This is a genomic window from Chryseobacterium sp. GM_Chr_2, from assembly GCF_026540445.1.
In the GTDB taxonomy this organism is placed as follows: Bacteria; Bacteroidota; Bacteroidia; order Flavobacteriales; family Weeksellaceae; genus Chryseobacterium.
Window position 1 is genome coordinate 1 of sequence record NZ_JALNUD010000014.1, and the last position, 16199, is coordinate 16199.

The following is a 16199-nucleotide window of genomic DNA, read 5'->3' on the forward strand; positions in this document are numbered from 1 at the left end:
GAATATCCCCAAGAGTTATCGTAATAGTTGGTTTGAGAACCTGCAAAAGCACCCCAATCAGAATCGGTAGCATTACCGTTCACATTGTAGTCATTCCAAGAATCATATCTGCTTTCTTTAGCATTAGCTTCTGCATTCTGGATTAAGTTAGAATCATTCTGATAGTAATCATAGTACTCTCCTACTCTGTTTCCGCCATCATTAATGATCACTCCTTCAGGTAGGGTATCTTTGTTAGGGTCGTAATATACCCCGTCTGTCTCGCTGTACCCACCCATCTGAGCACCACAAGAAACCAATAGTAATCCACCTGATATCGCCAATACCCCTTTGGATTTTAGCATACCAAGTAAATTTTTATGTATATTTCTTTTCATGATAACGTAAAGATTTTTAATTTAAATTATATTTGCAATCTGTACCAAAAATGTACCAAAACACTGGTAAAAAAATCTATCAAAAATAGATTTTATTTTTTAGATAACAATAATAAGGAAAAGTTAAAAAAATTTTAAATAATAATGGCAAAATTAACCTCAAGAAGCGAAGATTACAGCAAATGGTATAATGAGTTGGTGGTAAAAGCTGACTTAGCTGAAAACTCAGGAGTAAGAGGATGCATGGTTATCAAACCATATGGCTATGCAATCTGGGAGAAAATGCGTGATGAAATGGACAAAAAGTTCAAAGAAACTGGTCACGTTAATGCTTATTTCCCCCTTTTCGTGCCCAAGAGCTTGTTTGAGGCTGAAGAAAAAAATGCAGAAGGTTTTGCAAAAGAATGTGCTGTAGTAACTCACTATAGATTAAAAACTGATCCGGACAATCCATCAAAATTAATTGTAGATCCGGATGCAAAATTGGAAGAAGAATTGATCGTTCGTCCTACTTCAGAAGCAATTATTTGGAATACATACAAAAGCTGGATTCAATCTTACAGAGATTTACCAATACTCATCAACCAATGGGCAAACGTTGTACGTTGGGAAATGAGAACCCGCCTTTTCTTAAGAACGGCTGAATTTTTATGGCAGGAAGGTCACACCGCTCATGCTACGAAAGATGAAGCAGTAGAAGAAGCAGAAAAAATGAATAAAGTCTATGCAGATTTTGCAGAAAATTTTATGGCAATGCCGGTAGTTCAGGGTATAAAAACGCCTTCTGAAAGATTTGCTGGAGCCGATGAAACGTATTGTATCGAAGCTTTAATGCAGGACGGAAAAGCTTTACAGGCAGGAACTTCTCACTTTTTAGGTCAGAATTTCGCAAAAGCGTTTGATGTAAAATTCACCAATAAAGAAGGAAAAATTGAACACGCTTGGGCAACATCTTGGGGAACATCAACTCGTTTGATGGGAGCTTTGATTATGACGCATTCAGATGATTTCGGATTGGTACTGCCTCCGACATTGGCGCCGATTCAGGTGGTGATTGTTCCTATTTTTAAAGGAGATGAGCAATTGGCGCAAATCAGTGAAGTGGCTTTGGATATTCAGGCTAAACTGAAAGCAAAAGGTATTTCTGTAAAATTTGATGATGATACACACAACAAACCAGGCTGGAAATTTGCAGAATACGAATTGAAAGGTGTTCCTGTAAGAATTGCCATGGGACCAAGAGATCTGGAAAATAAATCTGTGGAGATCGCAAGAAGAGATAATTTAACGAAGGAGGTTCGTTCTATCGACGGTCTAGATTCTTATATCGAAGAATTATTAAAAACAATTCAGAAAGATCTTTATACCAAAGCAGCAGACTTTAGAAAAGATAATATCACTAAAGTTGATACGTACGAAGAATTCAAAAAGGTGTTGGAAGAAAAAGGAGGATTTATCTACGCTCATTGGGACGGAACGGCTGAAGAAGAAGAGCAAATTAAGGATGAAACCAAAGCAACCATCAGATGTATTCCTTTGGATGATGATGTGGAAGAAGGCGTTTCGTTAATTTCCGGAAAACCATCTGCAAGAAGAGTTTTATTTGCAAAAGCATACTAAAAATCAATTCTATATAATTAAGAAATCTTTAAAAATTCATGTAATTTTTAAAGATTTTTTTTTGAATTTAACCTTTGGACGATTTTTTGATTAAATTTATACAACATTAATCTCAAAATAATTTATTATGTCTTTAAACATCATTGATTTAATTAAAGGACAGCTAGGTCCTGCTTTAGTATCTCAGGCTGCATCGAAGTTTGGAGAAAGCGAATCAGGTATTTCAAAAGCTATTGGCGGGTTATTACCTGCCGTTGTAGGCGGATTGGCAAACAATTCAGACAACCCGAATGTTTTAGACGCTATTAAAAACGCATCTTCAAACGGGATTTTAGGCAATTTAATCGGAGATTCTGCTACAAGTCCGTGGATTACCACTTTACTATCATCCATCTTCGGGGATAAGCTGAGCGGATTGGTCAATTCCATTGCCACTTATGCAGGGATCAGTCACAGTACTTCCAATTCATTATTAAATTTAGTAACCGGAGCTACAGTAGGCTCAGTTGGGAAATATGCAGCAGATAATAATTTAGACCAATCTGGAATTTCAAGCTTATTGAATGATCAAAAAGGAATTGTTTCTACTTTATTACCTGCAGGACTTTCATTAGCGAGTTTAAATGTTGGGGATTGGGCAAAAGGCTATGCCTTCGACAATGATAAGGATGCTATCAACATGCCGACTCAGGAAGCACCGGTAGAGCAGCCAAAAATACAGGTAACGAGAAGTACAGCAGAAACAGGAACTTTCCCTGACAGAAATACAAATGAAGGAGGTTCTATCTGGAAATGGCTACTTCCGCTTTTATTATTAATTGCAGCAGGATATTTCCTTTGGAAACAATGTGAGAAAAAAGAAACAACTACCACGACTACTGTAAACGATTCTACAGGAACGGTAACCGAAACAACAACAGTAACTTCCGACAGTGCCGGAACAACTACCGTAACTAAAGTTGATGAAAATATTGATTTGAATGGTACCGCGTTAAAAGGCTACAAAGGCGGAATGGAAGATCAAATGATCATGTTCTTAAAATCTGACGGTTATAAAAATGCTGCAGACGACAGTGTTTTGAAAGATAAATGGTATGATTTCGACCATGTAAATTTTAAAACAGGAAGTTCTAATCAGCTGGAAGCCGGCTCTGAAGGGCAGCTACAAAATTTAGTAGCTATTTTAAAGGCGTATCCTGATGCTAAAATTAAAATCGGAGGTTATACCGATAAAACAGGAAACGAAGCTACCAACCTTAAAATCTCTAAAGACAGAGCTACTTTCATCAAAGACTGGTTAGGAAAACAAGGTGTTGGAAGCCAAGTTTTGGATGCTGAAGGTTATGGAAGTAAATTTGCTAAAGTAGATGCTAAAGCAACCGATGCAGAAAGAGCTATCGACAGAAAAATGTCGGTAAGATTCGCAAAATAAATTCTTTAGAACCAATAAAAATTAAATTCCGGAAAGCGATTTTCGGAATTTTTTTGTTCAAATCATTTCTCCATTTATATTTATTTAATTAAATTTGTTAGTCATTTCTAACAATTTATGAATTTCAATATAAAAGACGCTTGGCGAAAAGATAAAACATTACATTCATTACCTGAAGTATATTCCTCGGTTAAAGTACCTAAAAATGCAAGTTTTTGGAGAAAATATTTAGCCTTTGCCGGTCCCGGATTAATGGTTGCCGTAGGCTATATGGATCCCGGAAACTGGGCGACCGATATTGCCGGAGGGGCCCAATTTGGATACACTTTACTTTCCGTAATTCTGATTTCAAATATTTTTGCGATGGTTTTGCAGCATTTATCTGTTAAATTAGGTGTTGTTGCAGAAAGAGATTTAGCTCAAGCGTGTAGAGATCACTTCAGTCCGACGACTAATTTTATTCTTTGGGTATTTTGTGAAATTGCCATTGCCGCCTGCGATCTCGCCGAGGTAATCGGCTCTGCCATTGCTTTAAACTTACTATTTCATATTCCTCTAACTTGGGGAATTGTAATTACCACAGTTGATGTTTTAATTATTCTTCTCTTACAGGCCAAAGGATTCCGATGGATCGAAAGTATTGTCGGCGGATTGATTTTTATCATTTTAGCCTGTTTTGTTTATGAATTAGTAATTTCAAAACCAGCAATTAATGAACTTTTAGGAGGATTGGTTCCGCAAAAGGAAATTATTACCAATCCCGCGATGCTTTATATCGCCATTGGAATTCTGGGCGCAACGGTAATGCCGCACAATCTATATTTACATAGCAGCATTGTTCAGACGAGAGATTATGAACGTACAAAAGAAGGCAAAAAAGAAGCGATAAAATTTGCTACTTTAGACAGCACCGTTTCCTTGATGTTAGCCTTTTTTATTAATGCCGCCATTTTAATTTTGGCTGCTGCAACTTTTCATACTACCGGAAATCATGGTGTGGCAGATATTCATGATGCCTATAAATTGTTAACACCAATTTTAGGAGCCTCTATGGCAAGTATTGCTTTTGCGGTCGCATTATTAGCATCCGGACAAAATTCTACATTAACAGGAACTCTTGCCGGACAAATCGTGATGGAAGGTTTCTTAAATATCAGATTAAAACCTTGGTTAAGACGTTTGATCACTAGATTAATTGCCGTAATTCCTGCTTTAATCGTTGCTATCTTGTACGGTGAAGAAGGCACGACAGAATTATTAGTTTTAAGTCAAGTAATTTTATCGATGCAGTTGAGCTTTGCTGTATTTCCATTAGTGATGTTTACAAGTGATAAAGCCAAAATGGGTGAATTTGTGAATAAACCTTTCATGAAAATTTGCGTTTGGGTTATTTCATTTGTAATTATTATTTTGAATCTTTATCTTTTATATCAAACGTTTTTTGGAGAATAATATAAAGTTTCTTTAGAAGCTTTTTCCCGCTTTTCGCACTCGCTATTTTTCCTGTTTTCGGCTCGGGCGGCTTCGCCGCCCGAGCCGAAAACAGGAAAATGAGCTCAAACAAAGCTGCAATCGGGGCTAGGATGTGGTTCTTCGTTATAAAATTTGGAATATTGCAACAAAGATTTTCCTTCTTTGAAAAGGTGATTTCCTGTGTTAGCTAAAGAAGAATCCATTTGTTTTAAAAAACTAAGAATAGCCAACATTATAAAACCACCCAGACAAAAATTCTTACGAATTTTCGCTACCCCTCCAATGGAGGGGAATTAATGCTACAAAATTAAAATCAAGTATAGAAAGTACTATTGTTCGCGCAACTATAAACTATAAACTATAAACTATAAACTATAAACTATAAACTATAAATTATAAAATATAAAATATAAACCATAAACTATAAACCATAAACTATAAACCATAAACCCTAAACCAATAACAAACTCTGCCTAAATGTCCTATTTTTTCCTTTGGCAAAGTGTTTGAGAATAATAAGGAAAATAAAGATTGAATTATGGAAAATCAGGATATTAACGAAGAAAGCATCAATAATCAACAAGATACGAATATTCAGAACGAGGCAACAACTGAAGAAAATGTGACAGTTCAACCAACTGCTGAGGAACTTTTGGCAGAAGAAAAAGACCGTTACATCAGATTATATGCAGAGTTCGAAAACTATAAAAAAAGAACTTCTAAGGAAAAAATGGAGTTCTTCCAATATGCAAACCAAGACATGATGATCTCTATGCTTGGCGTGTTGGATGATTTTGAAAGAGCTTTAAAAGAAATCGCTAAAAACGGAAATCCTGCTGACCTACAAGGTGTTGAATTAATTTACAATAAATTCAAAAATAAATTAACTGAAAAAGGTTTAAAAGCAATGGAAGTAAGAGCGGGAGACGCTTTTAATGTAGACTTCCATGAGGCGATCACTCAAATTCCTGCTCCATCAGAAGATTTAAAAGGGAAAATCGTAGACGTAATCGAAACAGGATATACTTTAGGTGATAAAGTGATTCGTTTTGCAAAAGTAGTTACAGGAAATTAATACAAAAGCAATAAGTAATGGGTAATAGGCAATTCTGAATATTACCCATTTCTCATTACTTAATTACCCATATAAAAAGATGTCAAAAAGAGATTATTACGAGGTTCTTGAGATCAGCAAATCTGCATCGGCCGACGAAATAAAGAAAGCATACCGTAAAATGGCTATCAAATTTCACCCTGATAAAAATCCGGGAGATAAAGAGGCTGAGGAAAAATTCAAAGAAGCAGCAGAAGCTTACGAAGTTTTGAGCGACGAGCAAAAACGTGCAAGATACGACCAATACGGCCATGCAGGAGTTGGCGGAAACGGCGGATTTGGAGGCGGTGGTTTCGGCGGCGGAATGAACATGGAAGATATTTTCAGTCAGTTTGGAGATATTTTCGGTGGTGGAGGTTTCGGAGGATTCGGTGGCGGCGGTGGTCGTCAGCAGGTGAAAGGTTCTAATTTAAGAATTAGAATCAAGCTGAACCTTGAAGAAATGGTAAACGGAACGCAAAAAACCATTAAGGTTAAGAAAATGAAGATGGCAGAAGGTGCTACTTCAAAAACTTGTCCTACCTGTAACGGTTCCGGAGTTCAACTGAAAGTAATGAACACCATGTTTGGTCAGATGCAAACGCAGACGACTTGTGGAACCTGTCAGGGAATCGGAAAAGTTGCTGATAAAATTCCGGCCGGAGCAAACGCTCAGGGTCTTATTAAAGATGAAGAGGAAATCTCAATCAATATTCCTGCAGGAGCCAGAGACGGTATCCAACTTAATGTAAGAGGTAAAGGTAACGACGCTCCTTTTGGTGGTGTACCGGGAGACCTTTTGGTTATCATCGAGGAGGAAGTTGACAAAGTAATCAAAAGAGAAGGTGATAATCTTCATCAGGAATTATATATTTCTTTTGCTGAAGCGGCTTTGGGAACGAAAAAAGAAGTTCCGACTGTTGGCGGAAAAGTAAAAATTACCGTTGATGCGGGAACTCAATCCGGAAAAATCTTACGATTGGCGGGAAAAGGTCTTCCAAGCATCGACAGCTACGGAAAAGGTGACATGTTCATCCACATCAATGTATGGACGCCGCAAAAGCTTACGAAAGATCAAAAAGATTTCTTCGAAAAGCAAATGAACAGCGGAGAAATGGTTGCAGAACCATCCGGAAAAGAAAAAACTTTCTTTGATAAAGTGAAAGATTTATTCAACTAAAATATAAAAGGATTCTTACGGGAATCCTTTTTTTATTGGTGATTGGCTGGTTTAGTTTTGAATCAAATAAATCAAACTATGAAACCAATATTAGCATTTTTATTTTTAATCATTTCATTGATTTCTTGTAAAGAGAAAAAGCAAGATTCAATTATTAAAGAAAAAGCTACAGCAGCAAAAATTTATAATTTGCCAAATGATGAATTTCGTGAAAAAGTTTTGCCTAAAGTAAAACAGGGAAAAGACAAAAATAAACTAACTGCTTTTTTAGATTCATTAGATAAAAGAAATTTAAGTTATTGCGATCTGATGAAAAGAGAATATGAAATTGATGATTCCTGCTATGATGTTGCAAGAGCAAAATATCCTGAACCTGAAATGAGTATTCAATTCGTAAAGTTACATGATGAGACTTTTGATGTTGCACACGCAAAGTTTGCGAAACAAATTAATCTCACTGAGAAACAGATTAACTATATCACTATATTTTATTACTTTGATAAAAACATTAAAAATTTCTGTGGTGAATATTGATAAATAAGATTTAGGCTTAATTTTACATAGTTCATATCCATCAAATTTGTCATCCCCGTAGGGATCTAAGCTTAGTATTAGAAATATAATGGAAAGATTCGAGTCTAGATCCTTTCAGGATGACAAATCTGATGGATATTACTAATTTTGGAATTAAAATTGAAATTTTCTTTTCACTAAATTTTAATCTATATTTGTTTAAACACCGAAGCATTTACAGAAATTAATGGATTCCAAAACAGTATTTTTAAACGCTTGTCAAGCCATAGACAATCAGCTTGAAGGTTTTAAGATCTATGAAAAAGGACAACGGTTGAAAAAGGTTGCTTGCGATAAAGACATTTTCTTTGAGATCACGTTTCAGAGTTATTGGATTCAGACTTTAGTTCCTGTCGGGAAAGGCGCTGAAGGATTTGATGTTTCAAGCAACGGAAAAGAACTTTGGATGGCAAAACCTGACGGACATATTGCCATTGTTGATCTTGAAAAAAGAGAGATTATTTCGGAGATTGATACAAAGGTATTGGGATTACATCGATTAAAATTCACTCCCGACGGCAAATATATTTGTATTGTGAGTGTAAAAACCGGGGAATTATTATTTTATGATAGCAAAACCAGAATAGAAGTCAAAAAAATAAATGCAGGACAAGGTGCGGAAATGTTGATGGATAAAGAAAAGAAAAGACTTTTTATGTCTTGTACGCCGAATAATTCTGTCTCTGTGATTGATTTAAAATCTATGGAAGTTATTCAGAAACTGGATATTGGAGGAAGGCCGGATGGATTGACGATTGCGGAGGTTCAATAAGTTTTTTTTATCAATAATAAGTTTTCAAAAACACTTCGACTTCGCTCAGTGTGACATCTCTAATACTATGCTTCTTATTATAAATGTTGTAAGGTTGAGCTTAAATAATTTAATATTAAGCAATTAAGATTTTACGACTTAAAGAACTTCAATAAAATCAACTCATTGATTCTTAACCTTTAGCGAAAAGAAAACTCTTAAATCCTTACTGTTAAAAAATAAACAGAGTTTATTTTAGTTAAGAGAATTAAGATTAAAAAAACGTCTAAATTTTACAACAAATATTTCAGTTTCCGATTAATTAAAACCAGAAGTAAACTCGAAATCAATAAGCTTGAGGTGAAAAGAATATTCTGATATTGCTGAATGATTGGATAAGGAGATTTATAAATGAACTCCATTAAAAGTGGGTGGATGAGATAAATTGCCGTTGAAATGCTTGCCAAAATTTTAGAATCTGTTTTTGCGGGAAGGTTTTTACAATATAAAAACAGTACTGGACAAGCCAATAACAAAGAAAATAGCAAATCTATACTTTCCTTTTGGTTTAAATGTAAAACTCTATAATTTAAGAAAGATTCAAAAATAACTAAAGCCATAGAAAAAATAACCATGAAAAGAGAAGGTTTTCTTCGGATGTCGACCTGTAGTTTTTTGATTAAAAATCCCATCGCTAAAAACGGAAAGCAAACGAAAAGAAAGTTTCTGTACGTAGGGTATAAATTGAGCGTCTTGTCAAAGCTTCCTTTATAGTAATGAATATTTCCTAGTAACTGAATCGCATAGCCGCAGCAGAAAAATAGTAATCCTAAAATTATCAAAACTTTTGCTGAAGATTTTCTCAAGGCAAATAAAATAAGTCCCGAAAAAAAAGTTCCGATAAGATACCATAAATGATGATATCCGAAAAGGACATTCAGGGTGTAATTATCTTTTTCTTTCCATAGTTGAAAATAAACGACTGACCAGATAATATAAAGTAAAAGTATTCTTAGCGACCATTTTTTTAATCGTTTAAAATCATCAACATAAAAAAAATAATATCCCGAAATAATCAAAAAAACAGGAACCGCCATTCTGAAAAGTCCGTTGACCAAGACATAACTTAAAGACGGATACATATCCCGCAACACATGCATGTGCAGAAAAACCACAAAAAAAGCAAGAACGATCTTTAAAATATCAATAGACAGACTTCTCATAACAATTAAAAAAGCTTATGAATATTTAATTGATTCATAAGCTTTATATATTTTCAAATGTAAGTTAATTATTTACTTTTTACCAAAGACAAAGCACCTTTTCCGATGGTGAAAAGAAGTACTGTTGCCAAACCTCCAATCAAGCCGAATACAATTTCTTTCAAAGTATCCGGCCAGCTCGGGAATAAATGATGAAGAAATTCTACTCTGTGGGCAAAAATACCACCAGCAACCATAATTAATGCAATCGTTCCGATTACGCCTAATGCTTTAATCACAATCGGTAAAGCTTTCACTAAAATATGTCCCAGTTTTCCGAAGAAGCCTTTATCATTACTTTTTTTGATCAGTTTAAATCCGGCATCGTCCATTCTTACAATCAAAGCTACAATTCCGTAAACGCCAACTGTTGCAATAAATGCCACCAAACTCGTCACCAAAATCTGAGTGATAAAAGGATGACTTTCTTCTAAAACCGTTCCCAATGCAATAATCACAATCTCAATGGATAAAATAAAATCTGTGGTAATGGCTGATTTTACTTTTGTTTTTTCAATCTCTTCCGGACTTTTTTCTTCTTTTTCAATCTCTTCTACCACTTCATGTCCTTTTTTATCACGATGAAAAAGAAATTCTATAATTTTTTCCATTCCTTCGAAGGATAAATAGAGCCCTCCGAGAATCAATACATAATTGATGGCAGGCGCATAGATCCAGTTGAGTAAAAATACAATTGGTAGAATGATGAGCTTATTGATGAATGAGCCTTTGGTGATCGCCCATAACACAGGAAGTTCTCGCGAAGAAAGAAAGCCTGTTGCTTTTTCAGCATTTACCGCCAAGTCGTCTCCTAAGATCCCGGCTGTTTTTTGAGTGGCTATTTTACTTGTCACCGCTACATCGTCCATCAGCGCAGCGATATCATCTAAAATCGCAAAAAAACCAGATGCCATATGAATTTAATTTTTTTTTAATATTTGTTAAAGAGCAAAAATAATTATTTAATTTGATTTGAGATAGCTCAGAAACATTTATTAACAGATTATTTTCAATAAAAAAGCGGCCTTATAAAAAGACCGCCTCATTTTGAAAATTATTAATCTAACTGTTTTGATTATTGTACGGATGCACCACAAACTTCTATATTCATTGCAGTTGCATTCATGGTCTCAGGTCTATAAGTACCTTTAACACCGTTATGTACAATTCTTAATGATCTGTAATAAGCATTACCGGCAACTTTAATAGATAAACTTGTATTTCTTTCATTATTATCTCCTGTTCCAGATTGGCTCACAGTATTTCCATTAATGGTATTATTTCCTGTACAGTCTCTTGTTCTTGTTAATGTTACAGGAATATTATTTCCATTAGCATCCTGAGCAGTAATAGTAACTGCCTGAGGAGTTCCTCCATTTACAATATTAGCATCAAGTTCGGCTAAAGCAATAACCACATTATTCATACCTCTGTCAAAATTAATTGTAGTTGTTGTTGGTACATAGGAATTATTTGCTTTAAATCCTAATAACCAGAAGCTATCCATATGGATTGAATTTGGTGAACCTGTAAAACATCCGTCTATTGAAGCAATTCTAACGTTTACATCACCACTTACTGAAAAATTAACAGTTTTATTACCAGTAGTATATGAATAACTATCATTCGGTCCAAACTGACATGGTTGTGCTTGGAATGCTATACTTCTTGTACAATTATTCCCTGCAAATGAGAAAACAAAGTTAAAATTACCACCTGCTGAAGGAGTTCCTGCTGCTGTAAGGGTAATCTGTTGTGCCCCTGCAGTTGCATATGTCTGAGTTCCGCTGAAACTAATCCCATTTACCGTATTAGAAGTTACCGTAACTGTTCCCGGCTGCGTAATATTTAAATTAATAACTACTGTATTACTGCTATTCATAGTTACAGCTTCTTTATAAGTACCACTCAAAGCACCCGTTGTACAGTTGGCAATAGTTCCGCCTCCTGTTGCAGCATTAAATGTAATACTTCTAGAACATGTACTGCTTCCTAACGAGAAAGTAAAGTTAAAGTTACCCGCTGCTGAAGGCGTTCCATTTGCTGTTAATGTAATCGTCTGAGATCCTGTAGTTGCAAATGTTCCGGATCCGCTGAAGGTTACTCCATTTACTGTTGCAGAAGAAGCTGACCAAGCACCCGTTTGTGTAGCATTTACCGTTAACTGGATAGTATTGCTGCTGTTCATAGCTGTTCCTGCCTGATACGTACCGTTTAATGCACCTGTTGTACAGTTCGTAATAGTACCAGCACCTGTTGCCGCATTAAATGTAATATTTCTTGAACATGTGCTGCTTCCCAATGAGAAAGTAAATCCGAAGCTTCCTGCTGCTGAAGGCGTACCGTTAGCTGTCAACGTAATCGTTTGAGATCCTGTAGAGGTAAATGTTCCTGAACCACTAAATGTAACCCCGTTTACGGTTGTAGAAGAAGCTGACCAAGCGCCTGTTTGCGTAGCATTTACAGTCAATTGAATCGTATTGCTGCTGTTCATAGCTGTGCCTTCTGTATAGGTACCATTTAATGCACCTGTTGTACAATTGGTAATGGTTCCCGTTCCACCTGAAGAAGCAAAGGTAATTGTTCTGCTACATGTATTGCTTCCCAATGAGAATGTAAAAGCATGATTTCCGGCAGCTGCAGGTGTACCACTTGCCGTAAGGGTAATCTGATGCGTACCCGTAGTTGTGAAGTTTTGAGATCCACTGAAAGTCACTCCGTTTACTGTATTAGAATTTACTGTAACAGTTCCTACTTGTGATACATCAATTGTTAATACCACTGTATTGCTACTATTCATAGGAGTGCCCACTTGGTAAGTTCCACTTAAAGCGCCTGTTGTACAGTTTGAAATAGTTCCCGTTCCCGGATTAGTTCCTCCGCCATTATTTGTACAGTTTCCGATCCATTCGGTAGCATTCCAAAAATGTAAACAATGTAAATCTAAGTCGTAAACCACCAAACCTTCAGGTTTCGGATTAATGGCTAAACGTTGTGCCGTAGTCATTCTTGGAGGTAAAAATCCCTTCGTCGTACTACTAAGCTCTAATAAAGCATTCGTAGCTGGAGCCGCTGTACCAATCCCAACATTACCGCTAGGTGTCATTGTTGCCACCGTTGTTAATGTTTGACCGTCGCCATAGGTTCCTGATGAATTTTTCCCAACATTAAACTGTAGTCCTGTTTCTGCTCCTGAAGCATTGATAGAAGGGGTATAATGATCCAGCTTAAACCAGATATTATCCCAGCTTCCCACAGCATCTGATACTTTCATCCCAAAGATCGGGCTTGTTCCTGAATTGTGGGAGGTGACATCCAAAGTAGCCTTTGGAGCCGTTGTCTTAATGCCTACTTGAGCATTACTTATTACTCCTAAAAAGAGTAATGACGCATAAAGAGCTTTTTTCATTTTTTGTGTGTATTTATAATTTGTATTGATCTTTATAAAAACATATTTAAAAAAACTTGATTTTAAAGTTCAGATAATAGAAAACCATTCAGCAATAAAAATATTACTGGATATTTCTTTATTAGTACTTTAAATACTGATAAAAACTGATAATTTAGAAAAAGGAAAAATAACTGAAATCTAGCTTTAGATTGCAGCAATAAAAATTTATATTAAAAAATATAAAACATGTTTCTTTTGAATTTTACTGTATATAATTCAGATTCAAAAAATTCTTCAAAAGGTTGTGATATGTAAGGTTCTCTGAAACGAGATTTACTAGATTGTGCTTTTTCATTTTTGTGTGTATTATTTTTTCTCATTGCAAATATATAAAAATTCACCAAACAAAAAAATATATATGCATAAAATACAAATTATTACAAGATCATATTATTAAACACAAAAAAAAACGACCTCTAAAAAGAGGCCGTCTCATTTAAAAAATTATAATCTAACTGTTTTGATAAATATTATTGTGCTTTTGATCCACAAAGTTCTAAGTTCATTGCTGTAGCATTGTTGGTTTCAGGTCTGTAAGTACCTTGAACACCATTATGCACAATTCTTAAAGTTCTGTAATATCCACCACTTACTTTAATAGATAAGCTTGTATTTCTTTCCTTGAAACTTCCCGTACCTGTTTGGCTTACTGTATTACCAGAAATTGTATTATTTCCTGTACAGTCTCTAGTTTTAGTTAATGTTACCGGAACGTTATTTCCGTTTGCATCCTGAGCTGTAATTGTTACAGATTGCGATGCTCCGCCTGTAGCACTTGCGTCAAGCTCTGCAAGGGCAACAACTGCTTCAGTAGTAGGTCTGTTGAAAGATACTGTAGTTGTAGTTGAAGTATGACTTCCGTTTCTACGTCCTAGTAACCAGAAGCTTGGCATATAAATTGAGTTTGCTCCTGTACCACATCCTGTCCATCCTGTTGTATTGGTTCCAGTTTCTCCATTATGATTTACAGTAAAACTAATTACTTTACCATCATTCGTTGTATATGAACTTATATTATTAGGTCCAAACTGACACACCTGTGCCTCAAAGTTAATATTTCTTGAACAAGTGCTGCTTCCAAGTGTGAAAGTAAATCCAAATGTTCCCCCCGCTGAAGGCGTTCCACTAGCTGTTAACGTAATCGTCTGAGATCCTGTAGAAGTAAATGTACCAGATCCGCTGAAGGTTACTCCATTTACTGTTGCAGAAGAAGCCGTCCAGTTTCCTGTTTGTGTAGCATTAATGGTCAATTGAATGGTATTACTACTATTCATTGCTGTCGCTTCTTTATAAGTACCATTTAATGCACCTGTTGTACAGTTTGTAATGGTACCTGCTCCGTTATTAGAAGTAAACGTAATGCTTCTAGAACATGTGCTGCTTCCCAATGAAAAAGTAAAGTTAAAGTTTCCAGCCGCTGAAGGTGTACCATTAGCCGTTAATGTAATCGTCTGAGATCCTGTAGAAGTAAATGTACCAGATCCGCTGAAGGTTACTCCATTTACTGTTGCAGAAGAAGCCGTCCAGTTTCCTGTTTGTGTAGCATTCACTGTTAATTGGATGGTATTGCTGCTGTTCATGGCTGTTCCTGCCTGATATGTACCATTTAATGCTCCTGTTGTACAGTTTGTGATTGTTCCAGCTCCTGTTGCTGCATTAAATGTAATATTTCTTGAACATGTGCTGCTTCCCAATGAGAACGTAAATCCGAAGCTGCCAGCCGCAGAAGGCGTACCATTTGCTGTTAACGTAATCGTCTGAGATCCTGTAGAGGTAAATGTTCCTGAACCACTAAAGGTAACTCCGTTTACTGTTGCAGAAGAAGCTGACCAAGCACCTGTTTGGGTAGCATTTACAGTCAATTGAATCGTATTGCTGCTGTTCATCGCTGTACCTTCTGTATAGGTACCATTTAATGCACCTGTTGTACAGTTTGTGATTGTTCCGGCTCCTCCGGAAGAAGCAAAGGTAATTGTTCTGCTACATGTATTGCTTCCCAATGAGAAGGTAAAAGCATGATTTCCGGCAGCTGCAGGAGTTCCACTTGCTGTAAGAGTAATTTGGTGAGTACCTGTAGTTGTGAAGTTTTGAGATCCACTGAATGTAACTCCGTTTACCGTATTAGAATTTATGCTAACAGTTCCTACTTGAGTTACATTAATTGTTAACACCACTGTATTACTGCTATTCATTGCGGTACCTGCTTGGTAAGTTCCACTTAAAGCTCCTGTTGTACAGTTAGCAATCGTTCCACTTCCAGTTCCAGGATTTGTTCCTCCGCCATTATTTGTACAATTCCCAATCCATTCGGTTGCATTCCAAAACTGTAAACAGTGAGTATCTAAATTATAAACCACTAAACCTTCATGCTTAGGGTTAATAGCATCACGCTGAGCAGTTGTCATTCTGGTAGGTAAAAAACCTTTAGTTGTACTACTAAGTTCTAGTAAAGCATTCGTAGCTGGAGCCTCCGTACCTATCCCAACAGTACCACTTGGCGTCATCGTAGCCACGGTAGTTAAGATTTGGTTATTATCTCCATAAGTTCCTGCGGTATTTTTACCTACATTAAACTGTAGACCTGTCTCTGCACCGGAAGCATTGATGGATGGAGCATAAGAATCTAGTTTGAACCAGATATTGTCCCAACTACCTCTGGTATCGCTCGTTTTTATACCAAAAGTAGGTCCTAGGCCTGCATCATGTGCAGTAACATCCAAAGTAGCCTTCGGATTTGTCGTCTTGATACCAACTTGTCCGCTTGCAATTACTCCAAGAAAGAGTAATGAAGCAAAAATAGTTTTTTTCATTTTTCGTGTGTTTATGTTATATTGTTTTTTACAATAATTAAAGCATAATCTATGCTTCAGGTATTTATCACACTATATCATCAGCAATTGAAAATTCCTGAGTACATAGTGATAAGTACCTTAATTTATAATTCGGATAAAATTGGATAATTGGGATACGAAAATTATGTGTAACCT

The 16199-nt window shown here is 36.0% G+C and carries 11 protein-coding genes and 1 pseudogene; 7 read left to right on the top strand and 5 right to left on the bottom strand.

Annotated features, from left to right (window positions below; genetic code table 11):
• A pseudogene (locus OXQ85_RS18255) lies at positions 1-344 on the bottom strand (prolyl-tRNA synthetase); the annotation flags it as partial.
• 177 nt (positions 345-521) lie between these two features.
• On the opposite strand from OXQ85_RS18255, the gene proS reads away from it, so the two are divergent.
• The 7 genes from proS to OXQ85_RS18290 all read left to right on the top strand — a co-directional run bounded on the left by proS (position 522) and on the right by OXQ85_RS18290 (position 8520).
• Positions 522-1997, top strand: a complete 1476-nt coding sequence (gene proS, locus OXQ85_RS18260; RefSeq protein ID WP_267406332.1) for a proline--tRNA ligase — start codon at positions 522-524, stop codon at positions 1995-1997.
• 127 nt (positions 1998-2124) lie between these two features.
• Positions 2125-3429 (top strand): OmpA family protein, encoded by a 1305-nt coding sequence (locus OXQ85_RS18265; protein WP_267406334.1) that lies wholly within the window; start codon positions 2125-2127, stop codon positions 3427-3429.
• A 117-nt stretch (positions 3430-3546) separates the two neighbouring features.
• Complete coding sequence (locus OXQ85_RS18270) at positions 3547-4881, top strand: Nramp family divalent metal transporter (protein ID WP_267406336.1); 1335 nt, start codon at positions 3547-3549, stop codon at positions 4879-4881.
• A 556-nt stretch (positions 4882-5437) separates the two neighbouring features.
• Complete coding sequence (locus OXQ85_RS18275; protein ID WP_267406477.1) at positions 5438-5977, top strand: nucleotide exchange factor GrpE; 540 nt, start codon at positions 5438-5440, stop codon at positions 5975-5977.
• A 79-nt stretch (positions 5978-6056) separates the two neighbouring features.
• Positions 6057-7175 carry a molecular chaperone DnaJ gene (gene dnaJ, locus OXQ85_RS18280; RefSeq protein WP_267406338.1) on the top strand — a complete coding sequence of 373 codons (1119 nt, stop codon included), beginning with the start codon at positions 6057-6059 and terminating at the stop codon, positions 7173-7175.
• A 42-nt stretch (positions 7176-7217) separates the two neighbouring features.
• Positions 7218-7709, top strand: a complete 492-nt coding sequence (locus OXQ85_RS18285; protein WP_267406339.1) for a hypothetical protein — start codon at positions 7218-7220, stop codon at positions 7707-7709.
• A gap of 226 nt (positions 7710-7935) precedes the next feature.
• Complete coding sequence (locus OXQ85_RS18290) at positions 7936-8520, top strand: hypothetical protein (protein ID WP_267406340.1); 585 nt, start codon at positions 7936-7938, stop codon at positions 8518-8520.
• A 272-nt stretch (positions 8521-8792) separates the two neighbouring features.
• Here the strand turns inward: OXQ85_RS18290 and OXQ85_RS18295 are convergent, their stop codons facing one another.
• The 4 genes from OXQ85_RS18295 to OXQ85_RS18310 all read right to left on the bottom strand — a co-directional run bounded on the left by OXQ85_RS18295 (position 8793) and on the right by OXQ85_RS18310 (position 16022).
• Positions 8793-9722, bottom strand: a complete 930-nt coding sequence (locus OXQ85_RS18295) for an acyltransferase (RefSeq protein WP_267406342.1) — start codon at positions 9720-9722, stop codon at positions 8793-8795.
• Positions 9723-9790: 68 nt separating this feature from the next.
• Positions 9791-10675 (bottom strand): DUF808 family protein, encoded by an 885-nt coding sequence (locus OXQ85_RS18300; RefSeq protein WP_267406344.1) that lies wholly within the window; start codon positions 10673-10675, stop codon positions 9791-9793.
• Positions 10676-10836: 161 nt separating this feature from the next.
• A complete protein-coding gene (locus OXQ85_RS18305; protein WP_267406345.1) occupies positions 10837-13170 on the bottom strand; it encodes a hypothetical protein in 2334 nt (777 codons plus the stop codon).
• 512 nt (positions 13171-13682) lie between these two features.
• A complete protein-coding gene (locus tag OXQ85_RS18310) occupies positions 13683-16022 on the bottom strand; it encodes a hypothetical protein (RefSeq protein WP_267406347.1) in 2340 nt (779 codons plus the stop codon).
• Between the last annotated feature and the right edge of the window lie 177 nt (positions 16023-16199).

What these genes read in the sequence shown, in the direction of transcription:
- proS (WP_267406332.1), top strand. Translation starts at nt 522, where the DNA reads ATGGCAAAATTAACCTCAAGAAGCGAAGATTACAGCAAATGGTATAAT.
- OXQ85_RS18265 (WP_267406334.1), top strand. Translation starts at nt 2,125, where the DNA reads ATGTCTTTAAACATCATTGATTTAATTAAAGGACAGCTAGGTCCTGCT.
- OXQ85_RS18270 (WP_267406336.1), top strand. Translation starts at nt 3,547, where the DNA reads ATGAATTTCAATATAAAAGACGCTTGGCGAAAAGATAAAACATTACAT.
- dnaJ (WP_267406338.1), top strand. Translation starts at nt 6,057, where the DNA reads ATGTCAAAAAGAGATTATTACGAGGTTCTTGAGATCAGCAAATCTGCA.
- OXQ85_RS18290 (WP_267406340.1), top strand. Translation starts at nt 7,936, where the DNA reads ATGGATTCCAAAACAGTATTTTTAAACGCTTGTCAAGCCATAGACAAT.
- OXQ85_RS18295 (WP_267406342.1), bottom strand. Translation starts at nt 9,722, where the DNA reads ATGAGAAGTCTGTCTATTGATATTTTAAAGATCGTTCTTGCTTTTTTT.
- OXQ85_RS18300 (WP_267406344.1), bottom strand. Translation starts at nt 10,675, where the DNA reads ATGGCATCTGGTTTTTTTGCGATTTTAGATGATATCGCTGCGCTGATG.
- OXQ85_RS18305 (WP_267406345.1), bottom strand. Translation starts at nt 13,170, where the DNA reads ATGAAAAAAGCTCTTTATGCGTCATTACTCTTTTTAGGAGTAATAAGT.
- OXQ85_RS18310 (WP_267406347.1), bottom strand. Translation starts at nt 16,022, where the DNA reads ATGAAAAAAACTATTTTTGCTTCATTACTCTTTCTTGGAGTAATTGCA.